Consider the following 19226-nt stretch of genomic DNA (forward strand, 5'->3'; position numbering starts at 1 on the left):
TGTGTCGGCCAACCAGCGGCAAGCTTCGCAATCAAGGATTGGGTCTGAGCCGCACACTTCCGGTATCGATGAGCCTGCGCACCCGCAGGGGCATCCGCCGAAAAATCTGCTGGACGGCATGATCAAGGCGCTTCGCCCGAAGCAGTGGGTGAAGAACGTCCTGGTCATTGCGGCTCCACTGGCAGCCGGTAACGAGATCATGGACTCGGGACGTTCGATCGGTACGCTGACCGTCGACATCCTGGTGGCGTTTGTGGCCTTCTGTATGGCAGCATCGTCGATTTACCTGATTAATGATGCCCGCGATGTCGAGGCCGACCGTGCGCACCCGACCAAGCGCTTCCGCCCAATTGCCGCTGGCGTACTGCCGGTGAGTATGGCGTACATTATGGCGGTCGCACTGATTATTGGTTCGATTGCGGTGTCCTGGTTTGCCTCTGAGGGGCCGGGGCTAGCAATTGTTGTGGCTGTATACATTGCGCTGCAGCTCGGTTACTGCTTTGGCTTGAAGCATCAGCCGGTGATTGATATTGCGCTGGTGTCCTCGGGTTTCATGCTGCGTGCAATGGCCGGCGGTGTTGCTGCCAACATCAACCTGTCCCAGTGGTTCTTGCTGGTTGCCGCCTTTGGTTCGCTGTTCATGGCAGCCGGTAAGCGTTACGCTGAGCTGCTGTTGGCGGAGCGTACGGGTAAGAAGATTCGTAAGTCGTTGCAGGGTTACACCGCGACTTATCTGCGCTTTGTGTGGACCCTCGCTGCGACCGCCGTGGTACTGAGCTACGCGCTGTGGGGCTTCGAGATGGGTCGCGCGCCGGGCACCTCGTCGACTTCGGCTATTTGGTACGAGATCTCAATGGTTCCATTCACTGTGGCCATCCTGCGCTTCGCGGCCGACGTTGACCGTGGTGATGCGGGAAGCCCGGATGAGATTGCGCTCAAGGACCGTCCGCTGCAGGCACTGGCCGTCCTGTGGCTGCTGTCCATTGCCATCGCTGTCTACGCTGTTCCAACTCTGGGGTAGTTCCTTGTTCTTTTCCCATTAAGAGAACTGCGGTTTCCGTCGGTTTCCGTCGGTTTCTCGTCGGGTTCGGTTGGTAGCTGAAAGCCCATGCATCGAGGGGTGCATGGGCTTTTCTGTACCTCGTTAGTACTTAGGATGTGTTTGGGGTTCTTGTAGGCGTGTTTTAGGTTCTCAGTCAGTCCTACGGATCAGTCGGTGGCAGAATTACAATTTTGTAATTCCTCGCTGGTAAACAGTGTTTCTCCTTGTGGTAGATAGTTTTGCCGAGAAATGTGAGAAATATTACGGAATGATTACGATTTAAACTTGGATGTAGGGAAACGATTGAGTATCGTTACATACTCGAGATTCTTTTGTGGGGTCTCCAGTTGTCGCGTCACAACTGGAAGCAGAAAAGCGAAAGCTCGCGTAAGCGACTGCCTCCGAAAAGTCTGGCGCGGAGGTAAGTCCGAAAGTAAAGAGGAGAACGATGAGCTTTACTGCAGTGAGTCGTAACTTCACGGTGAAGGTCGTAGCTGCCCTTGTGGCTGTTGCAATGGTGTTTGGTGGCATCATGCTCGCATCCGCGAAGGATGCGAGTGCTGATCCAAACCGTGATCGACTGCGTCCAGGCTGTGAGTGGGATCCATACAACTGGTGGGTTCAGTACTGCCAGGTCTTCTCGCCGGCTATGAACCGCAATATTCCGGTTCAGATTAAGGCGGCTACTGGTGGCGGCGATGCGTCCCTGTACATGCTCGACGGTCTGTGGGGCTTTAATAAGGGCGCGTCCGGTTGGATTTGGTCGGGTCACATTGCTCAGACCTTCGCCAATGACAACATCACTCTGGTTGCGCCGGCTGCTGGCGATGGCTCCTTCTACACCGACTGGAATACCCCGGCTGTGACTGCTGAGGGTCCGAAGATCCAGAAGTGGGAGACCTTCCTGACTCAGGAGCTGCCGGTCTATCTGCAGCGTGAGTTTGGTGTCAACCCGAACCGCAACGCAATCGCTGGTTTGTCCATGGGTGCGGCTGCGGCGGTTTCTTTGGCAGCCCGCCACCGTGACCAGTTCAAGCATGTTACTTCGCTGTCCGGTTACTACCAGATGTCGAACGAGGTAGTTGCTACGGGTACCACTGCAATGGTGGCTAGCACTGGTGTAGTGAATCCGACTGGCATGTGGGGTCTTCCGGTTCCGGCTTCGGCGGAACGCCAGGCCCATGACCCTTCGATGCTGCTCGACCAGCTCAAGGGGCTGCCGATGTATGTTTCCTCCGCCCAGGGTGTTCAGAGCCTGTGGAGTGATCCGGAGGTTTTGAACCGTCCGGTGCCGCAGCTCCCTGACACCGTCTGGCGTGCCGTGATGGAGTCCGTATCCCGCGCTTCGACGCAGCGCTTTGAGCAGGATGCTCGCGCTGCCGGCCTCAATGCGCAGTTTGTCTACAGCCCGAACGGTATCCACTCGTGGGAGCTGTGGGGCCGTGATGCCGCGCTTGCTCGCCCGCACATTCTTCGGGCGCTGGGGCTTTAAGTCGGTATTTGTTTCAGAGCGCTCTGGTGCCCTGGTGTGCTGACCTAGCTCTGGTGCTGGATAACTGCTTAAAGGGGCTAGCTTCTTAAGAAGTCTCAATTTTGAAAAAAGACCAATCCTTTTGTTGGGATTGGTCTTTTTTCTGTGTCGAGTCCGGGTTTGGATGCTGAGCGGAAGGTGTGGGTAACGGCTTAGAGGGGCGCAAAGAGTTGCGCTGTCAACGCTTGAATTCAGTTCCTTTTGCGTGTGTCTCCACGGTTTTTACCCGTAAGAGGGTAAACATGAGAGTCGAACCTTAAAGTAAAGGGTGAAGCTATTCAGGTAGCTATACCGTTTGTTTCGCAGAACGTGTGTGAGATTCTTCTTGCAGCGGCACGCCGGAGGAGGGGAACCTTCGGATACGTTGCTGGTCACCACGTAATTCTGAGAAGCGGAACGGTAAACGCATAGCTCTAGCGCCGCGTGATGCTATCTGCAGGTGCCTAATCGGCGCCGGTGCAACACTCAATGTCTCAAATAATTTCAACCAGCGACTTTGTAAAGGGAAGCCCTCTTATGCGCGTAACCGCTAGATTCCTCCGTGGTGGCCTCGGCAACAGCCGGAAGTCATCGCGGGCGTTGACCGCACTTTTGGCACTACCGTTGACTCTCGCTCTCGGTGCCCCTGCTGCAGTGGCGGCTCCCGAGCCAGCTCAGCCAGGTCTGCCCAGCTACGAGGAACTTCAGGCCGTTCAGGGGCAGTTAGCTCAATCTGGAGACCTGGGAGACCTTGCTAAGGCCGCTGAAGCAGCGCAAGCTGCTGGTGCGCAGCTATCTGGCCTGGGCATGCCGAAGCCGATGCCGGGGCCGGAGCGTACGCCATTTAAAGTCGATACTCCCGCAGTGGCGAACCTGCCCAGCGGAGTCAGCGTAGACAAAGTCGAGTGGTACACAGATCACCACGTCATTGCGCACATTCGCTCGGCTGCCATGCCGGAGAAGCCAATTCAGGTTGAGATTTTGCTGCCGCGCGATTGGTACCGCGACAAGGAGCGCACATTCCCGAGCGTCTACCACCTTGACGGTATGGCATCGTTTGATGACTACTCCGGTTGGATTCGCGCTACCAATATCGAACGCTTCTACGAGGACAAGAATGTCCTGGTGGTTATGCCCGCCGGCGGTACATCGTCCTTCTACTCTGACTGGGATCAGCCGGATAACGGTCAGAACTACAAGTGGGAGAGCTTCATTACTAAGGAGCTCGTGCCGGTTATCACCAACGGCTTCCGCGGCAACGATGAACGCGGCATCATCGGTATCTCCATGGGCGCTACCGGTGCTTACAACGTCGCAGCACACTCGCCGGAGCTGTGGAAGTTTGCCGGTAGCCTCTCAGGTTACCTAGACATGACTTCGCCCGGCATGCCGCAGGCAATCGCTCTGGCGATGAAGAACACCGGTGGCTATGACGCGACGAAGATGTGGGGACCGCTCGGTTCGCAGCGTTGGAAGGACAATGATCCGAAGCTGAACATCGACAAGCTCAAGGGCATGTCGCTGTACATCTCGGCGGGTAACGGCAACACCGGTGAGTGGGACGTGCCGTCGCAGATCGATCCGACGAAGCCGGACAATCCGACCGGTTACGCATTGGAAGTGCTTTCCCGCATGACCAGTGAAACCTTCATCCGAAATGCACGCGAAAAGGGCGTCGAGCCGGTTGTAAACTTCCGGAGCTCGGGTACTCACACCTGGCCGTACTGGCAATTCGAGGTCAGTCAAGCCTGGCCAACGCTGGCCGATGCACTCCAGCTGCCGGAGTCCGATCGTGGCGCGGTCTGCCGTGTAGGCGGCGAGATTGAAAAGGCCGTCGCATCGCTGCCGGGAATCGGCACCTGCCTGTCGGATGAGTATGGTGTCGCCAAGAATGGCGTGGCTCAGGACTTCACCGGCGGTACCGCCTACTGGCACCCGGATTCCGGGGCACATGTGGTCTGGGGGCGCATCGGTTCGCGTTATAACGAGCTCGGCGGTCCGTCCTCGCCGCTCGGCTACCCAGTGACCAACGAATTGGCGACGCCGGATGGCTCGGGACGATTCGTCCACTTCGAAAAGGGGTCGATTTACTGGACTCCGGAAGGCGGAGCCCACGAAGTCACCGGTGACATTATGAACGTCTGGGGCAAGGCCGGCTTCGAGACCGGTCCGCTGGGCTACCCAGTCGCCAACCACCGCGATATTCCGGGCGGTGTCGCCCAAGACTTCCAGGGTGGCACCATCGTCAAGATTGGCGGCGAAGAACCTCGCATCGTGCGTGGTGAAATCGGCCGTGTCTACAAGGAGCTCGGTGGCGCCGAGTCCGATTTGGGTCTGCCTGTCGACGGCGACGAGGTCAAGCTCGCCCGCGGCGCTTTCCAGCGCTTTGAGCACGGTGCCATTTACTGGACTCCGGAAACTGGCGCACAACCGGTGCGCTCCAACGACATCACTGACCACTGGGGCAGCACTGGCTACGAAAATGGCCCGTTCGGTTACCCGGTCGGCCCACTGCAGCCAGTCAAGGCCGGCGGTCTTGAACAGCAGTTCGAGGGTGGCTGGATTCGCCAGCTCAACGGCAAGATTGTTGAAGAGCGCAATAAGCCAGAAGCACCAGCCCCAGCCGCCGACAACGGTGATGACAAGTAAGCCAACCAAAGCAGGGCACTGAATAAGGGATAGACAAATGTCCATGAACAAGTCCTTCCGGACACTGGCTACAACCACAGCTGTTGCGCTGCTGACCTTCGGAATGGCCGCCTGTGGCAGTTCCACAGTGGAGTCTTCGGAGGTCACCTCGTCGACGACTACGAAGACCTCCACGACGTCGTCAAGCACGAAGACTTCTGCGCCGAAGTCGAGCGAAAAGTCTGCGCCGGAGATCACAGATCCCCAAGCTAAGCGCGTGGACGAAGCGCCCGATGGGCAGATGAAGCTCAGTGAGGCGGATGATTCATACCTCGAAGCGCTGGAAAAAGCGGGAATTGATGTTGCTGGGGTGGAGGATCAGCTCATCGGCACAGGTCGCGCGGCATGCGCAGACGCACCGGAGGAGGAGCGTCAGGTCATCGCGCTGGCGATTGCCGGACAGCTGGTCGCACAGGGGCGCTCACAGGAAAGTGCCGAAGAAGTGGCGAAGACTATTGCAAGCTCCGCTAAAAAGGCGTATTGCTAGCACTCATGCGTAAAGTGCTGACAATTCTGGCGGTCATTGTGCTGGTGGCCGCTATTGGCTTCGGCGTAGTGCAATGGCTTAACGACGACCAAGGCGGTCAAACCCCACCGACCCCCGGCGACGATGGTGGGATTCTGGCCGAACAGCCCGAGTGGTGCCCGGCGGTAGAAGTTATCGCCGTGCCCGGAACTGCGGAATCGCGTGCTGACGATGATCCGATGGCCCCGACCGCGAACCCGCATTCGCTGCTGCTTGGCCTGACGAACTCGATCTCAGGGTCCTACTCGGAGGGTGATGTCAAGGTCTGGACTACGCCGTACCCGGCACAGATCAAGACGCATCAGCTGCCCGACCAACTCACTTACGATGATTCGCAGGCAGTCGGGCGCGATGTCACCGCTAAGGAAATGGCTGACTTGCACGGGCAGTGTCCACTGACGGACTTCGTCCTGATGGGCTTCTCCCAGGGTGCCGCTATTGCAGGTGATTTGGCCTCTGACATCGGCAATGGCCGCGGTGTCGTTCCGGCCGAGCGCATTGCGGGCGTGGCTCTGTTGGGCGACCCGCGGCGTGACCCCAATCAGGGCGTGAACCAGGGCGTTCCGCTGGCTGGTGTGGGCGTCGAGCTGTCATTGCAGCCGCTTGGCGGCATTGTGCAGGCTGTGGTTCCGGGCGCGACGATGCGCGGTCCACGAGACGGCTTTGGTCCTCTTAATGACAAGGTCCAGAATGTCTGCGTGCCATCGGACTCCTTCTGTGATGTGCCTCCGGGAGTGGCCGATGCGATTGCACGAGCGCAGGAGATGATTACCGGCGCGGGTGCGCACGCGACCTACGCCACGAATGATGTGGCAATTCCGGGGACGACTCCGCTGGCCTGGACTGAGGGTTGGGCTCGCGAACTGATTGAGCAATCGCTGGCGCGGTAGAGGCAGCTCGAAATGTGCGAGACGCCCCCGACGGGGACTTGCTGTTAGAATCTTGCTCAAGAACTGGTGTTTAATGTTCCAAAACAACAGTTTCGCTAAAATTTCGAAAGAAATTGACAAAGTTGCAGGAAGCAGTCTGACGGAACCGGTTATTATCGCCCAAGGAACTGCTGTTCATGACCGGGGAGATCTAGGCGAAAAGGTAGGGTGCAATGACGAATCCGACAAACCCATATGGAGATTTCGACGAAGACGGTATGCCGAGGTCCAAGGGGAAGTTCGCTAACAGCTCGGGTGCTTACAGCTCCGGTATGCCGTACTCGGATCCATACCCACCGCAGCAGCCGAACGTGGGGCAGGGCTATCAGGACCCGAGCCAGCACAATTTCCACAACGGGTACTCGAATCCGTATCAGAGTGGTTACCCAAACCAGCAGGCGCCGGCGTATTCCGCTGGCTTCGGCGGCCCGAACCCGCACCAGGGCTACGGGGTGGCAGGTTCCCCTGTCTCGGATAAGTCCAAGATTGCAGCGGCTCTGCTTGCTTTCTTCCTGGGCACCCTGGGTGTTCACAATTTCTACTTGGGGCACAACTCGCGTGGTGCTATTCAGCTAGCACTGACGGTATTCGGCTGGATTACCGCCATCTTCCTGGTTGGCTTCTTCCTCATTATCGGCGTCAGCATTTGGGCATTTATCGAGTTCATTTTGATTCTCGTCGGTAGCGGCTCCTACGCCTATGACGCAAATGGGCGCCGCCTGCAATCGTAGGAGCCTCGTCCGAATCCGCTAGTTCCTGAAGCCGTGCACCGGCGCGGGGATGTAGCCGCCGCGGGCAATGAACTCGGCATTGCCCTTGGCATTGACATCAATGACCGGCGCGTAGCCGAGCAGACCACCGAAGTTCACCTCATCGCCCGGCTTGGTACCCGGCACCGGAATGAGGCGGGCTGCGGTGGTCTTGTGGTTCATCACACCGATGGCGGCCTCGTCGGCAATCATGCCGGAAATCGTGGTCGCAGGCGTGTCGCCGGGAATCGCGATCATGTCGAAGCCCACCGAGCAAATAGAGGTCATCGCCTCCAGCTTGTCCATGCTGATCGACCCCGCGCGCACAGCATCAATCATGCCCTTGTCCTCAGAGACCGGAATGAACGACCCGGACAGTCCACCGACGCGTGAACACGCCATCAGGCCGCCTTTCTTCACGGCGTCGTTAAGCAGTGCCAGCGCGGCAGTGGTGCCGTGCGTGCCGACCTGCTCCAACCCCATATGCTCGAGAATATGAGCGACGGAGTCGCCCATCTCGGCGGTCGGCGCGAGCGAGAGATCCACGATGCCAAAAGGCACGCCCAGGCGCTCCGACGCCATCGTGCCGACCAGCTGACCCGTGCGTGTGATCTTGAACGCTGCCTTCTTAATCTCCTCGGCGACTTCGTTAAAGCTGGCGCCATGCAGATCGCCGAGCGCGCGATCGACCACACCCGGACCCGAAACGCCGACAGAAACGACACAATCTGGCTCCCCGACACCGTGGAACGCGCCGGCCATGAAGGGGTTGTCGCCCACCGCATTGGCGAAAACCACCAGTTTTGCGCAGGCAATCGAGCTGCGGTCGGCGGTCTGCGCCGCAGCTTCCTTCACCACTTCGCCCATGCGGCGCACTGCATCCATGTTGATGCCCGCGCGTGACGACGCTACGTTGACCGAGCTGCACACCAATTCGGTCTCGCTAAGAGCGTGGGGAATGGAGTCGATGAGCCGCTTCTCGCTGGTCGTCGCGCCCTTTTCGACGAGCGCCGAGTAGCCGCCGAGGAAGTTCACGCCAGAATCGCGGGCGGCGCGGTCCAGTGCCTTGGCCACCACGGTGGGGTCGCCTTCGCAACCGGCCGTGATGAGGGAAACTGGTGTGACGGAGATGCGCTTATTGACGATCGGAATGCCCAGCTCCGCCTCGATACCCTCGCAGACCTCCACGAGGCGAGCGGCCTGCCTGGTTACGCGGTCATACACCGCCTGTGCGGTGGCTTCCATTTCAGAGCGAGAGCACTCGAGCAGGGAAATGCCCATGGTGACCGTCCGGATATCCAGACGGTACTTCTCGATCATGTCAATAGTGTCGAGGAACTTAGATTGCGCGAAGTTGAAATCCATCCTGGTCGCGCCCTTTAAATCTCGTTGACGGCGTTGAATAGCGCCTCAGACTGGATTCGAATGACAAGCCCCTCCCGCTTGCCGACGGAATCCATGTAACCCTGCAGCGTGCTGATGGGGGTGGCCTTCTCGTTGAACTCCACCCGCAGGATCATGGTGAACCATTTATCCATGAGGGTCTGGGAAACATCGACGATGTTGACGTCCTGCTCCGCCAGAGCAGTGGTGACGGCGGCGATGATGCCGGTGTGATCCTCGCCGGTGACGGTAATGATGGCAAACATGGCCTCAATTTTAGCCGGTGGGGAGGTGGGGAAAATCTGTGGATGGCGGTTGTGCTGGTGGCGAGTTTGTGGCGAAGCATGTTCAGAGCCACCCAAAAAACACTTCACGACACCTATGTCACCTCGTGCCATCTGTGGAGGCGGCATGAGGTGACATAGGTGTCGTGAAGTGGCGAGGAGGGGGAGGGGCGTGGGCGTGAGCGTGGGCTGTGCCAGAGCGAGGGGCAGCCCTACGGAGCCAGCCCTATCGGACGTCGACGAACTCCTTGACAATCCACTTGCGCAGGGCGAGCAGAATCAAGCCCAGGACAACCGAGGCGATACCCAGGGTGATGAAGAAGGTGTTCTCAGCAGCGGCATCCTCATAGTTGTAGAAGCCGGCCAGGGTGCCTGCCAGCGAAGTACCCATAGCGACTGCCATCAGCCAGACGGCCATCATGCGCGACGGGAATGCTGCCGGAGCGACCTTGGTAGCAAGGGCGTTGCCGACCGGGCTCAGCATGAGCTCACCCATGGTGAACAGGAAGAGAATCCAGATAATCGCATACAGCGGAGTGGAGTTCTCACCGCCACCGGAGAATGGGATGAAGAAGAACAGCGAGATACCGATGATGATGTTGGCGACACCGAACTTCACTGGGGTGGACCACTGGCGGTCACCAAGCTTGGACCAGGCGGCTGCAAAGACCATCGAGAAGGCGATGATGAAGATCGGGTTGATCGAGTTAATCCAGGCCGGGGACATTTCCCAACCGAAGATCTCGCGGTCGAGGCGGATGTCCGAGTAGATGGCCAGCACCGTGAACTGCTGCTGGAAGATACCGAAGAACAGCACGCCTGAGACGAACATCGGGATGAAACCGACCAGGCGAGTCTTCTCCGATTTCGTCGTAAGTGGCGAGGAGTACATCTGCCACCACAGCACCACAGCGGCGATCAGTGCAATCACTGTGACCACAGTGGAAAGAGTCGTGACCGGAACAATTCCGGTGGAAACCAGCGTAACCGAGACAACAGTGATGACCACTGCAATGCCAATCCATACCGGGTACTGCTTCTTCGGCAGCGGGTTCGGAATCTCATGGCCAGCCTCGGCGATGGTGGACTTGCGCATCAGGATGTACTGAATCAGACCGGCAGCCATACCGATAGCGGCCAGGCCGAAGCCCCAGTGGAAGCCCTTCATTCCCCAGATCCAGCCGGTGAGCAGTGGGCCGAACAGGGCACCGATATTGACGCCCATGTAGAAGATGGAGAAGCCGGCGTCACGACGCGGGTCGTCCTTGGCGTAGAGCTGACCCAGCACGACCTGTGCGTTGGTCTTCACGCCGCCGGAGCCGATTGCGATGGAGACAAGGCCAATAGCCAGGCCAATCACGCCGGGGATGAATGCCAAGGAGATGTGGCCAAACATGACCAGGATGGCGGAGTAGAACAGTGTCCGCTCCGAGCCAAGGATACGGTCAGCAACCAGAGAGGCAACGAGTGCGGCCATGTAGACAAGACCGCCGTAAGCACCGACGATGGAGGTAGCAGCACCCTTGTCCAGGCCGAGACCGCCCTGAGTGGTCTCGTAGTACATGTAGAAAGCCAGGATGGCCTGCATGCCGTAGAAGCTGAAGCGCTCCCACATTTCGATGCCGAAGAGGTTGGCGAGACCCCACGGTTGGCCCATGAAGGTACGGTCTTCGCTGGACCCTGCGGGGTTATGAGTTCGTTGGGTCTCAGCAGTTGGTTGATTGCCGAGAGCCTCGTCAGAAGATTTGTCCATTCTTCAATTATCGAGGCGGAGTGCAAAAATTAAAAACCAGATTTAGTCAGTGAACTAAACCGAAGGGCTAGGGATGGGGCCGAAGGCTTAGTCCAGAGACTTACGAGCAACCGCATTCGACGCTGCTCGCCAACCCAGCAGCAGCAAGGCGCTCATGACTGAGGCAACCAGAATGAAGGACCAGTGCGGGACTGCCGAATTGCGGGTGGCCCACACAGCTAGGCCGACGACGACAGTGCCGAGCCACACAATTGCGCCTGAACTCACTGCACGCGGGTTCGGCTCGTTCTTAATCAGCGCGGTGCCCAGGAGGACACCGAATGCGAACGGCCACCAGGTATCGAGGATATTGATGAAGGTAAAAGGACCCTCGGGAGTGTTGTGAGCCAGACGTGCCAACACGGCGAAAATAAAGATGGCGAGGATGTCAATCAAGAACGTCGATACGCGTGTGTTCATGCTTCTTAGTCTAGCGACCCCTCAGATTGGTGGGTGACCAGCGACCAGCGGCGAGGAAGCCATTAGCGGTCAGCGACTGGCTGATGCTCGGGCTGATCCTTGTGGTCGAAGCCGAGGGCGTAGATAATCCAGCCCACAATTGCCACCAGGACGAAGGAAACGATGCGGTAGACCAGCACCGCTGCAAAGGCCTCGGCGCCGGTGGTGCCGCCTGCGATGAGAGCCGCGGTCAAAGCGGCCTCGACAGTGCCGATGCCGCCCGGTGTGGCCTGGATGAAACCTGCGAGCTTGCCGGTTACGAAAGCCAGCAGCACCTTCGTAGCGGAGATGTCATCGACACCAACGGCACGGATGGCGGCGTAGAGACAGACAATTTCCGCGACCCAGTTGATAAAGGACCAGGTGAAGGAAAGAGCCAAAGTTTGCACGGGCAACTTCACGCTGGTCAGCTGTTTGACGGACTCTTCAAGTCGGTCGACATCGGTGTCCGCGGGCTTCTTTCGAATCTTGTTAAAGACACGCAGACACCACGCGCCTGTCTTGTTGAGAAAAGCCGGGTTCTGCGAAATCCGCCACAGCAAAATGGTGGCTAGTAAAACCGCAATTGCCATAGCGATGAGCACTGCGGTCGTGCCACCCTGTCCGACGAAGAAGAGGCTGCCAAGCCCCAGAAATGCCAGACCTAAAAACGACAACGCGCCCGAAAAAAGCACGAACCAGCTGACAAGGACCGCGGATGCGCCCCACTGCATCATGCGCTTAATCTGCAGCGCCGTGGAGAATGCGGCACCACCGGGAACGGTGACCGCCCACGCGTTGGATGCGAGGGTTAGCGCATTGGTGCTACGGCGAGTGGCTGCTTTTACGCCTCCAGCTCGCAACAGCAGACGCATCACTTCCGCCATCGCGTAGAGCGAAAAAGCCACGGAAAAAATGGCGATGAACAGCCACTTAGCATCGACATCCGCAAGGATTTGGAGCCCCTGGACGACGCTGTCCCAGTTTCTTACCGTCAGGACGATACCGGCAATCACGAGGGCCACGAGGATTATCGATCGTAGCCAGCTCGAATTGCCGGTTTTGAGGACTTTTTTAAGTCGTGACATAAATAAGAAGCCTGTTCGTCTTCCTGTTCGTCTCCCTAGACGTCGCCGCGGTGGTCTCCCTAGTCGTCGTTCTTGCCGTCGCGCTCCTTGAGCAACGACGTGAGCGGACGGAACGGCTGCAGCCACGCACCGCCATCAGGCAGGCGGTCGAGATCGATACGCGGTAGCGGCTCGCGGAAGACGCCCTTGATTTCCTCCAGGTCAACGAAGCGAATCGCATCGGAGGCCAGCGCCCAGGAAGCGTGCTCGTGAAAACCGATGACGGTTACCCGAATCCCCTCGGATGCGAGCTTTTCCAGCAGCTCCTGGAAATTCTGGCCATCGGCGGACGCAACGACGACACTGCGCAACACGCCCTCGTCGTAACGCCGTTGGATGTGCGCAATCATGTCCGGGTCAACGTCGGTGTCCTCTTCGATCTTCGGCTTTGCGAAGACCGCGAAACCGACATTGCGCAGAGCCTCGACCCAGGGGCGGACAATCTCCGCTGAGCCCGGGTTGACGTTGGTGAACACCGTGGCCTCGGGGAGGACATCGGAACCGATGTTGTGGGATACGCGCTCGGCTTCGTCGATAAGCCATTTGCCCACGGCGTCGAAGCGCGGGCGGTGTGCGGCGGTCGGGCGGGATCCCAAAATGGCGCCGAGCCCCATGTCCAAGTTCGGGGCGTCCCACACGAGTAGTGCGGTCGGGTGCGTCTCAGTGGTGTTGTAGCTGGCAGAGGTGTTTTGGGTAGTGCTCATGTTCCTATGCCTCTTTCTTGCGCCAGATGAACTCGTGGATGTCGTGGTCGAGGTTCAGGCCGCGGGCTTCGAACTTGGTCGTCGGTCGGTCGAGAAGCATGGGGGATTCCGGCCAGGGCCAGGCGATAGGCTCGAGCGTCGGCTCGACCTCGCGGAGTTCCTCAATCCACTCTGCGTAGTCCGCATGGTCGGTGGCGGCGTGGAAAATGCCGCCGGGCTTCAGACGCGAAGAAATCAGGCGCAACGTGCCGGACTGCACAATGCGGCGCTTGTGGTGGCGTGCCTTCGGCCACGGGTCCGGGAAGAACAGGCGTACGCCGGCCAGCGACTCCGGCTCGATCATGCGCTGCAGGACCTCGACGCCGTCGCCGCGGACCATGCGGATGTTCGACACTTCATTGCGCACGGTGGCGGAGAGCAGTTTCGCCAGGCCAGGGCGGTAGAGCTCAACGGCGATGATGTTGTGGTCCGGTTCTTGCGGAGCCATAGCCACGGTGGACGTGCCGGTGCCGCAGCCAATCTCGACGATGGTCGGACCCTTGCGGCCGAACCATTCCTCTACGTCAATGACTTCGTCGGAGAGGACCTTGCCGTACGTGTCCCAGTTGTCTTCCCAGATCTTTTCCTGGTTGGGAGTCAAAGTGCCACGGCGGAAGGACAGATTGCCGATGCGCGGGTAGTCAAGACCATCATCGAATTGGGTCTTTTCCGGACGACCTGCAGGCAATTCGCCCTTTTTCGGCTGGCGCTCATGCGGTTGTTCCGCCTGCGCGTCTGCGCGAGTTGGCAATGGTTCGGATTCCTGCGAAACCGCAGGCTGTTCGATATTTTCAGAAAAATCAGAAGTAGTCACGTTCCCTATTGTCCACGACATCGGCCAACTATCCAATCATTGCCCCTAGGATTTTTGTTGTTGTCCTGGCGGTTTCACGCCGGTTGACGATGCCGCGTCGTCCTGAATTGGCGGCACGGCGAGGCGAGTTGTTTTGTCGACTTGCCGAATCCGCGGTCCGCTGTAGGCTGAACGCGAAGCCGCGCTTATTCGTTGGTTGAAGCGGTGCTTGGGGTCTGCCTAGCGCAGCGTTTCAGGGCGCGGAATCTGGCTCACGGGCCGTATGGGGGTTACGCAGGTTTTAACTAAACCACGCAGGGGATTTATGGGAGGGGACTAGGCCTAATGGATCTTATTTCCGCAACTGACGTCACGGAAACAACACAGCCGTCAACAGGATCTACATCGTCGTCGTTGCGCGCCGCTGTGGTGGACTGGCTGTCAGCGCGGCAGGTCGCGCACTCGGACACCACACACACGAGCGGTGCGGAGGTGTGCGTCGCCAAGGCACTTGAGCGTGAGAAACGGCCATCGATAATCTGCGCGCGATTGCGCAGGGGCGTGCGCGAAACCGCTGTGCGCGAGGCGTTTTCGCAATGTCACGCGGAGCTGGCCGACAAGCTGTCCGTCTCTGTCGCGCTGGTCATCGAGCAACAACCGATTCGCCATTCGCTTGCCGACGAGTATTGCGACATCGCCACAAACGAGACAGCTGAACACACCTTTTTGTTCAGCTCCGCGTTGCGGAAGATTGCTGAACGCCACGGTGCGAAAGGCGGATCACGCAATGATGACGGGCTACTCGCAGTGCAGTTGACTGAGATTGCGGCGGCCTTTCCCGCTGCTAGAGACAGCCTGGAGGAGCTGTTATGGCAGCACCGGACGTAGTTGAGCCACTCCCGGTCTCGGCCGAGGCTCCGGAGCAGCCACCGCTTCTTGTCACCAAAGCCGGGGACGCAGCGGACCGCGCGGACTTCTCGCAGATTGTCGATACTGCGACTCCGCCACGACGCCTGGAGTTTGTGGATAAACGCAGCGCCGTCGTGCTCTATGTTGCAGACAGCGAGGTGCAGCCCACGCGGGAGTGCGTCAGCACGGTTGCAGCCATTAGCCAAGCCACCGGCCGTGTTGCAGTTGGCCTGATTGGCAATGGTGAGTATGCCGAGGCCTGGCGTCAGGAAATCGACAGCACAATCCCAATGGGAGCGCTGGACGCGAAGATGGCCAGAACCCTGGTTCTGCTGGCAGAAGGTCCGCCCAGAAACCCGGGGGAAACACTGAGTGCGCGCCGGGCTCGAAATGTGCGAGCTCAGCTGACACAGGAGCGATCGCGCGGAGCCGGGGCGGCGGCGCGATTGCAGCGGAAGATGCAGTTGGCAGCTGAGAGTGCAGTGCTGGATGCGCTCCAGGAAGTGGCTGACGGCCCCGCAGGTGATCAGGTGGAACTTCAGGGGCGTGCCGAGGTCGCAGCGACGCGGCTGCAACAGCGGTGTGGCGACGAATTGGGCCTTCGTGTGGAAATCTCAGTGCCCGCTCCAGCAAGCCCAGCTCACCCCAGTTATGCCATGGACGCTCTGGTGGCGGTGGCATCGCTTGGCGTGGCGGTCGGTGCAGTGCGGATCGTCCACGGATTGCTGATGTGGATTGGGGTGCCGACGCTTGCGGCGCAGCTGGTCGCACTTGCAATAGGCCTCGGTGTTGCGGTGGTGGCGGTGGGCGCAACGATTCGTCGTAACGCACGCCAACGCACCGCGCAGTGGCGGGCAAATTATCTTGCCCATCTGCGGCGAAAATGGACACAGTCCGTGGAGATGACGGTGCGCGAAGCCATTGGTGCGCGGGGTCCGGGATGGCGAATAGAGCAGCTGGCGGAGTACACCGGAACGCCTGCACGATAGCTGTGACAGCGAAGAGAAATAGGGGGATATCACGATGGATGAGTTTTCATTACTGCAGTACTTTTCCGACCAACCCGCGTCCGATGGCGGGGTGGAGGCGCGTTCGCCCGCTACGCCGTGTGGTTTGGAGGCAGCGACACCGATTGATGGGCAGTCTGCGGACGTTGGTGGCGCCGGGTTGGTCGTGGAGGTCGATGGGCAGCTCTACGACCTCGGCGACGACGAGGGGTCAATTACGCTTGCCGACGACTCCGGGTTGTCGATCTATTCGGATTTAGACGGTGACGGCACGGTGGATCACGTTACGACGGTCCGTTTTGACGGCACTTGGGAGTCTTGGAGCAGCGATGATGTGAGGGCTGCTGACGCGATAGGCGGAGCGGCAGCGGAAACGGTATCAGCAGCGGGGAAGTGGGATGCGTACTCATGGGAGCAATCCGCTCGGGGCAGCTGGGGCTAATGACTTTGGAACCGCTGCGCGCGGGGGTACCCGTGTCTCGGTTGCTTACAAATGGGGGTAACTGCAGCCAAAGGGTTAATGGTTGTAATTTTATGTGGTGAGGCTGGCCTTATTCGCTGGTTATAGCCATAAATGAACAGGTCGCAAGAATGGGGCGAGGAAAATTATTTGTTGTAAAGCCGTGATGTAACGGCTTGCAAATGAGGGAACGAGCCGATTGTCGATGTGGGGCCCGGCAACTTTCGGTATCCCCCGGTAGCCTTAAATTAAGACGCGAATCAATGAGTCAGGAGAACTGATGTCCGCACCTTCTATTCCTGGTCTCGAGGGCCAGGCCCCGACCGAGAACGCCGAACTGCTGCGCTGGATTGCTGAGGTCGTAGAACTGACCCAGCCAGACAAGGTTGTCTTTGCTGATGGCTCGGAAGAAGAGTGGAACCGCCTTACCCAGGACCTGGTTGATAAGGGAACTCTTATCAAGCTGAATGAGGAAAAGCGCCCGAACTCTTTCCTTGCCCGCTCTAACCCGAAGGACGTTGCTCGTGTGGAGTCCCGCACGTTCATCGCTTCTGAAAAGGAAGAGGACGCTGGCCCGACCAACAACTGGGCGGATCCGGTCGAGCTGAAGAAGGAAATGACCGAGCACTACCGCGGTTCCATGAAGGGTCGCACCATGTTCGTCGTTCCGTTCTGCATGGGTCCGATTACCGACCCGGAGCCGAAGCTGGGTGTTCAGCTGACCGACTCGGAGTACGTGGTTCTCTCCATGCGAATCATGACCCGCATGGGTCAGGATTCCCTGGACAAGATTGGTCCGGACGGAGACTTCGTCCACGCTCTGCACTCCGTTGGCGCTCCGCTGGAGGAGGGCCAGGAGGACGTTGCATGGCCGTGCAACGATGAGAAGTACATCACCCAGTTCCCGGAGACCAAGGAGATTTGGTCCTACGGTTCCGGCTACGGCGGAAACGCCATCCTGGCCAAGAAGTGCTACGCACTGCGTATCGCTTCGGTCATGGCTAAGGAAGAGGGCTGGATGGCCGAGCACATGCTCATCCTGAAGCTCACCAACCCAGAGGGCAAGGCCTACCACATCGCCGCTGCATTCCCGTCTGCATGTGGTAAGACCAACCTGGCTATGCTGACTCCGACCATCGAGGGCTGGAAGGCCGAGGTCGTCGGTGACGACATCGCATGGCTGAAGTTCGGTGAGGACGGCCGCCTGTACGCTGTCAACCCGGAGAACGGCTTCTTCGGTGTTGCACCGGGTACCAACTACTCCTCCAACCCGAACGCCATGAAGACCATGGAGGCCGGTAACACCCTGTTCACCAACGTCGCACTGACCGACGATGGCGACGTCTGGTGGGAAGGCATGGAAGGCAAGCCGGAGCACCTCATTGACTGGAAGGGCAATGACTGGACTCCGGATTCCGACGAGCTGTCCTCGCACCCGAACTCCCGTTACTGCACCCCGATTTCGCAGTGCCCGGTCGCTGCACCGGAGTATGACGACCCGCAGGGTGTCCCGATTGACGCCATCCTGTTCGGTGGCCGTCGCCCGGACACTGTGCCGCTGGTGACCCAGGCTCTGTCCTGGAACCACGCAACCTTCATCGGTGCAACCCTGGCTTCCGGTCAGACCGCTGCTTCCGCTGAGGCTAAGGTTGGCTCCCTGCGTCACGACCCGATGGCAATGCTGCCGTTCATTGGCTACAACGTCGGTGACTACCTGCAGCACTGGATTGACATGGGTGTCAAGGGCGGCGACAAGATGCCAGAGGTCTTCCTGGTCAACTGGTTCCGCCGCGGCGAAGACGGTCGCTTCCTGTGGCCGGGCTTCGGCGACAACTCCCGTGTTCTCAAGTGGATCATCGACCGCATTGAGGGCCGTGTTGGCGCCAAGGAGACCGTTGTTGGTCACACCGCTAAGGCAGAGGACCTGGACCTGACTGGCCTGGACATCGACTTCGCCGATGTCAAGGAAGCCCTGAAGGCACCGGCTGCTAAGTGGCAGGGTGACCTCCCGGACAACGAGGAGTGGCTGAAGTTCCTCGGCGACCGCGTTCCGCAGGAGGTCTGGGACGAGTTCGAGGCTCTGAAGGCTCGTATCGAGAAGAGTCTGCAGGACTAAGATCTTGCTAGCTAGCCTTGCTAAAAGCTAGAACCTAGAACCACCCCCTTGTTGCCCGAAGTGGCTGGCAAGGGGGTGGTTTGTGCAGTACAACGATGAAGGATGACACGCAATGCAACTAACGCTTTTCTCTGATTTGAGCCTGCGTGTCATCACTTTGATGGCGATGGGGGAGCTGGGGCGCAAATACACCGCTGCCGAGGTAGCGGAGTCTCTCAATGCGTCTCGCGCGCATGTTTCCAAGGTTGTCTCGCGGCTTGTGGAGCTCGGCTTCTTGGAAGCGGTCAAGGGGCGCAATGGTGGCATCTATCTGCGAGATTCGGCTACGGAAAAATCCGTCGGCAAGCTGCTGCGCACTCTGGAAAACAACGAGGTCGTCGATTGTGTCGGCACTGACTGTCCATTGCTGCCGACGTGCCTGTTGCGTGGCAAGTTAGCGGCTGCACAGGAGGCGTTCTTCGCGGCACTCGATCCGGTGTTGATTGCTGATCTCATTCCCGCCAAGTCGGTTGATGGTGCGGATGGTGATACTTCCGAGGGAGGTAGCTTGTCTGAGGGGTCGAGGCTCAATATTCGTCCGGTTTAGGTGGTTTAGGCGTAGAACTGAAGGCCTAATCTCGATTTGAAAAGAGCTGAGAGTGGTGCTGTCGGAGCTTGTCTGTCAAGACTTTTGGCGGCGCCGTTTCTGCAGCTAAAAGCGGTTGATTCGCAACTGCAAAGACTAGTTTTG

General features: G+C 58.9%; 18 protein-coding genes. 11 read left to right on the forward strand and 7 right to left on the reverse strand.

The genetic code is table 11. From position 1 onward, the window contains the following. Position 1 precedes the first annotated feature (1 nt). The 6 genes from HMPREF2751_RS05955 to HMPREF2751_RS05980 all read left to right on the forward strand — a co-directional run bounded on the left by HMPREF2751_RS05955 (position 2) and on the right by HMPREF2751_RS05980 (position 7426). Positions 2-1021 (forward strand): decaprenyl-phosphate phosphoribosyltransferase, encoded by a 1020-nt coding sequence (locus tag HMPREF2751_RS05955; RefSeq protein ID WP_070595709.1) that lies wholly within the window; start codon positions 2-4, stop codon positions 1019-1021. 469 nt (positions 1022-1490) lie between these two features. Then, complete coding sequence (locus tag HMPREF2751_RS05960; protein ID WP_049193152.1) at positions 1491-2534, forward strand: alpha/beta hydrolase; 1044 nt, start codon at positions 1491-1493, stop codon at positions 2532-2534. 555 nt (positions 2535-3089) lie between these two features. Beyond that, on the forward strand, positions 3090-5201 hold the full coding sequence (locus tag HMPREF2751_RS05965) for an alpha/beta hydrolase-fold protein (RefSeq protein WP_070595673.1): 2112 nt from the start codon (positions 3090-3092) through the stop codon (positions 5199-5201). 37 nt (positions 5202-5238) lie between these two features. Next, a complete protein-coding gene (locus HMPREF2751_RS05970) occupies positions 5239-5727 on the forward strand; it encodes a DUF732 domain-containing protein (protein WP_070595674.1) in 489 nt (162 codons plus the stop codon). A gap of 5 nt (positions 5728-5732) precedes the next feature. After that, the gene (locus HMPREF2751_RS05975; protein ID WP_070595675.1) at positions 5733-6656 is read left to right on the forward strand and encodes a cutinase family protein; all 924 of its coding nucleotides are present in this window, start codon (positions 5733-5735) and stop codon (positions 6654-6656) included. A gap of 212 nt (positions 6657-6868) precedes the next feature. Then, positions 6869-7426 (forward strand): TM2 domain-containing protein, encoded by a 558-nt coding sequence (locus HMPREF2751_RS05980; protein ID WP_016421640.1) that lies wholly within the window; start codon positions 6869-6871, stop codon positions 7424-7426. An 18-nt stretch (positions 7427-7444) separates the two neighbouring features. Here HMPREF2751_RS05980 and HMPREF2751_RS05985 read toward each other — a convergent pair whose 3' ends face one another. From HMPREF2751_RS05985 to trmB, 7 genes are all read right to left on the reverse strand, one after another. Further along, positions 7445-8809 carry a PFL family protein gene (locus tag HMPREF2751_RS05985; RefSeq protein WP_049193157.1) on the reverse strand — a complete coding sequence of 455 codons (1365 nt, stop codon included), beginning with the start codon at positions 8807-8809 and terminating at the stop codon, positions 7445-7447. 14 nt (positions 8810-8823) lie between these two features. Further along, a complete protein-coding gene (locus HMPREF2751_RS05990) occupies positions 8824-9093 on the reverse strand; it encodes an ACT domain-containing protein (protein ID WP_016421638.1) in 270 nt (89 codons plus the stop codon). Between the two features lie 244 nt (positions 9094-9337). Next, entirely contained in the window at positions 9338-10864 is a 1527-nt protein-coding gene (locus HMPREF2751_RS05995) for a peptide MFS transporter (protein ID WP_016421637.1), read from the reverse strand. An 87-nt stretch (positions 10865-10951) separates the two neighbouring features. Continuing rightward, positions 10952-11323: a DUF3054 domain-containing protein gene (locus tag HMPREF2751_RS06000; protein ID WP_070595676.1), complete on the reverse strand. Its 372-nt coding sequence runs from the start codon at positions 11321-11323 to the stop codon at positions 10952-10954. Between the two features lie 62 nt (positions 11324-11385). Continuing rightward, the gene (locus HMPREF2751_RS06005) at positions 11386-12429 is read right to left on the reverse strand and encodes a lysylphosphatidylglycerol synthase transmembrane domain-containing protein (protein WP_016421635.1); all 1044 of its coding nucleotides are present in this window, start codon (positions 12427-12429) and stop codon (positions 11386-11388) included. A 59-nt stretch (positions 12430-12488) separates the two neighbouring features. Further along, positions 12489-13172 carry an NYN domain-containing protein gene (locus tag HMPREF2751_RS06010; RefSeq protein ID WP_049171810.1) on the reverse strand — a complete coding sequence of 228 codons (684 nt, stop codon included), beginning with the start codon at positions 13170-13172 and terminating at the stop codon, positions 12489-12491. A 4-nt stretch (positions 13173-13176) separates the two neighbouring features. Beyond that, complete coding sequence (gene trmB / locus HMPREF2751_RS06015; protein ID WP_246819644.1) at positions 13177-14025, reverse strand: tRNA (guanosine(46)-N7)-methyltransferase TrmB; 849 nt, start codon at positions 14023-14025, stop codon at positions 13177-13179. A gap of 324 nt (positions 14026-14349) precedes the next feature. On the opposite strand from trmB, the gene HMPREF2751_RS06020 reads away from it, so the two are divergent. The 5 genes from HMPREF2751_RS06020 (at position 14350) to HMPREF2751_RS06040 (ending at position 19082) form a co-directional block, all read left to right on the forward strand. Further along, on the forward strand, positions 14350-14892 hold the full coding sequence (locus HMPREF2751_RS06020) for a hypothetical protein (RefSeq protein WP_070595677.1): 543 nt from the start codon (positions 14350-14352) through the stop codon (positions 14890-14892). Continuing rightward, entirely contained in the window at positions 14874-15902 is a 1029-nt protein-coding gene (locus HMPREF2751_RS06025; protein ID WP_048734276.1) for a hypothetical protein, read from the forward strand. The genes HMPREF2751_RS06020 and HMPREF2751_RS06025 overlap by 19 nt, the downstream gene beginning before the upstream one ends. Before the next feature lie 34 nt (positions 15903-15936). Continuing rightward, entirely contained in the window at positions 15937-16362 is a 426-nt protein-coding gene (locus tag HMPREF2751_RS06030) for a DUF6802 family protein (protein WP_070595678.1), read from the forward strand. A 298-nt stretch (positions 16363-16660) separates the two neighbouring features. Further along, the gene (locus tag HMPREF2751_RS06035) at positions 16661-18496 is read left to right on the forward strand and encodes a phosphoenolpyruvate carboxykinase (GTP) (RefSeq protein WP_070595679.1); all 1836 of its coding nucleotides are present in this window, start codon (positions 16661-16663) and stop codon (positions 18494-18496) included. Positions 18497-18608: 112 nt separating this feature from the next. Further along, positions 18609-19082 carry an Rrf2 family transcriptional regulator gene (locus tag HMPREF2751_RS06040; RefSeq protein WP_070595680.1) on the forward strand — a complete coding sequence of 158 codons (474 nt, stop codon included), beginning with the start codon at positions 18609-18611 and terminating at the stop codon, positions 19080-19082. Positions 19083-19226 lie beyond the last annotated feature (144 nt).

It is taken from the genome of Corynebacterium sp. HMSC063G05, from assembly GCF_001810555.1.
Taxonomy (GTDB): Bacteria; Actinomycetota; Actinomycetes; order Mycobacteriales; family Mycobacteriaceae; genus Corynebacterium; species Corynebacterium jeikeium_D.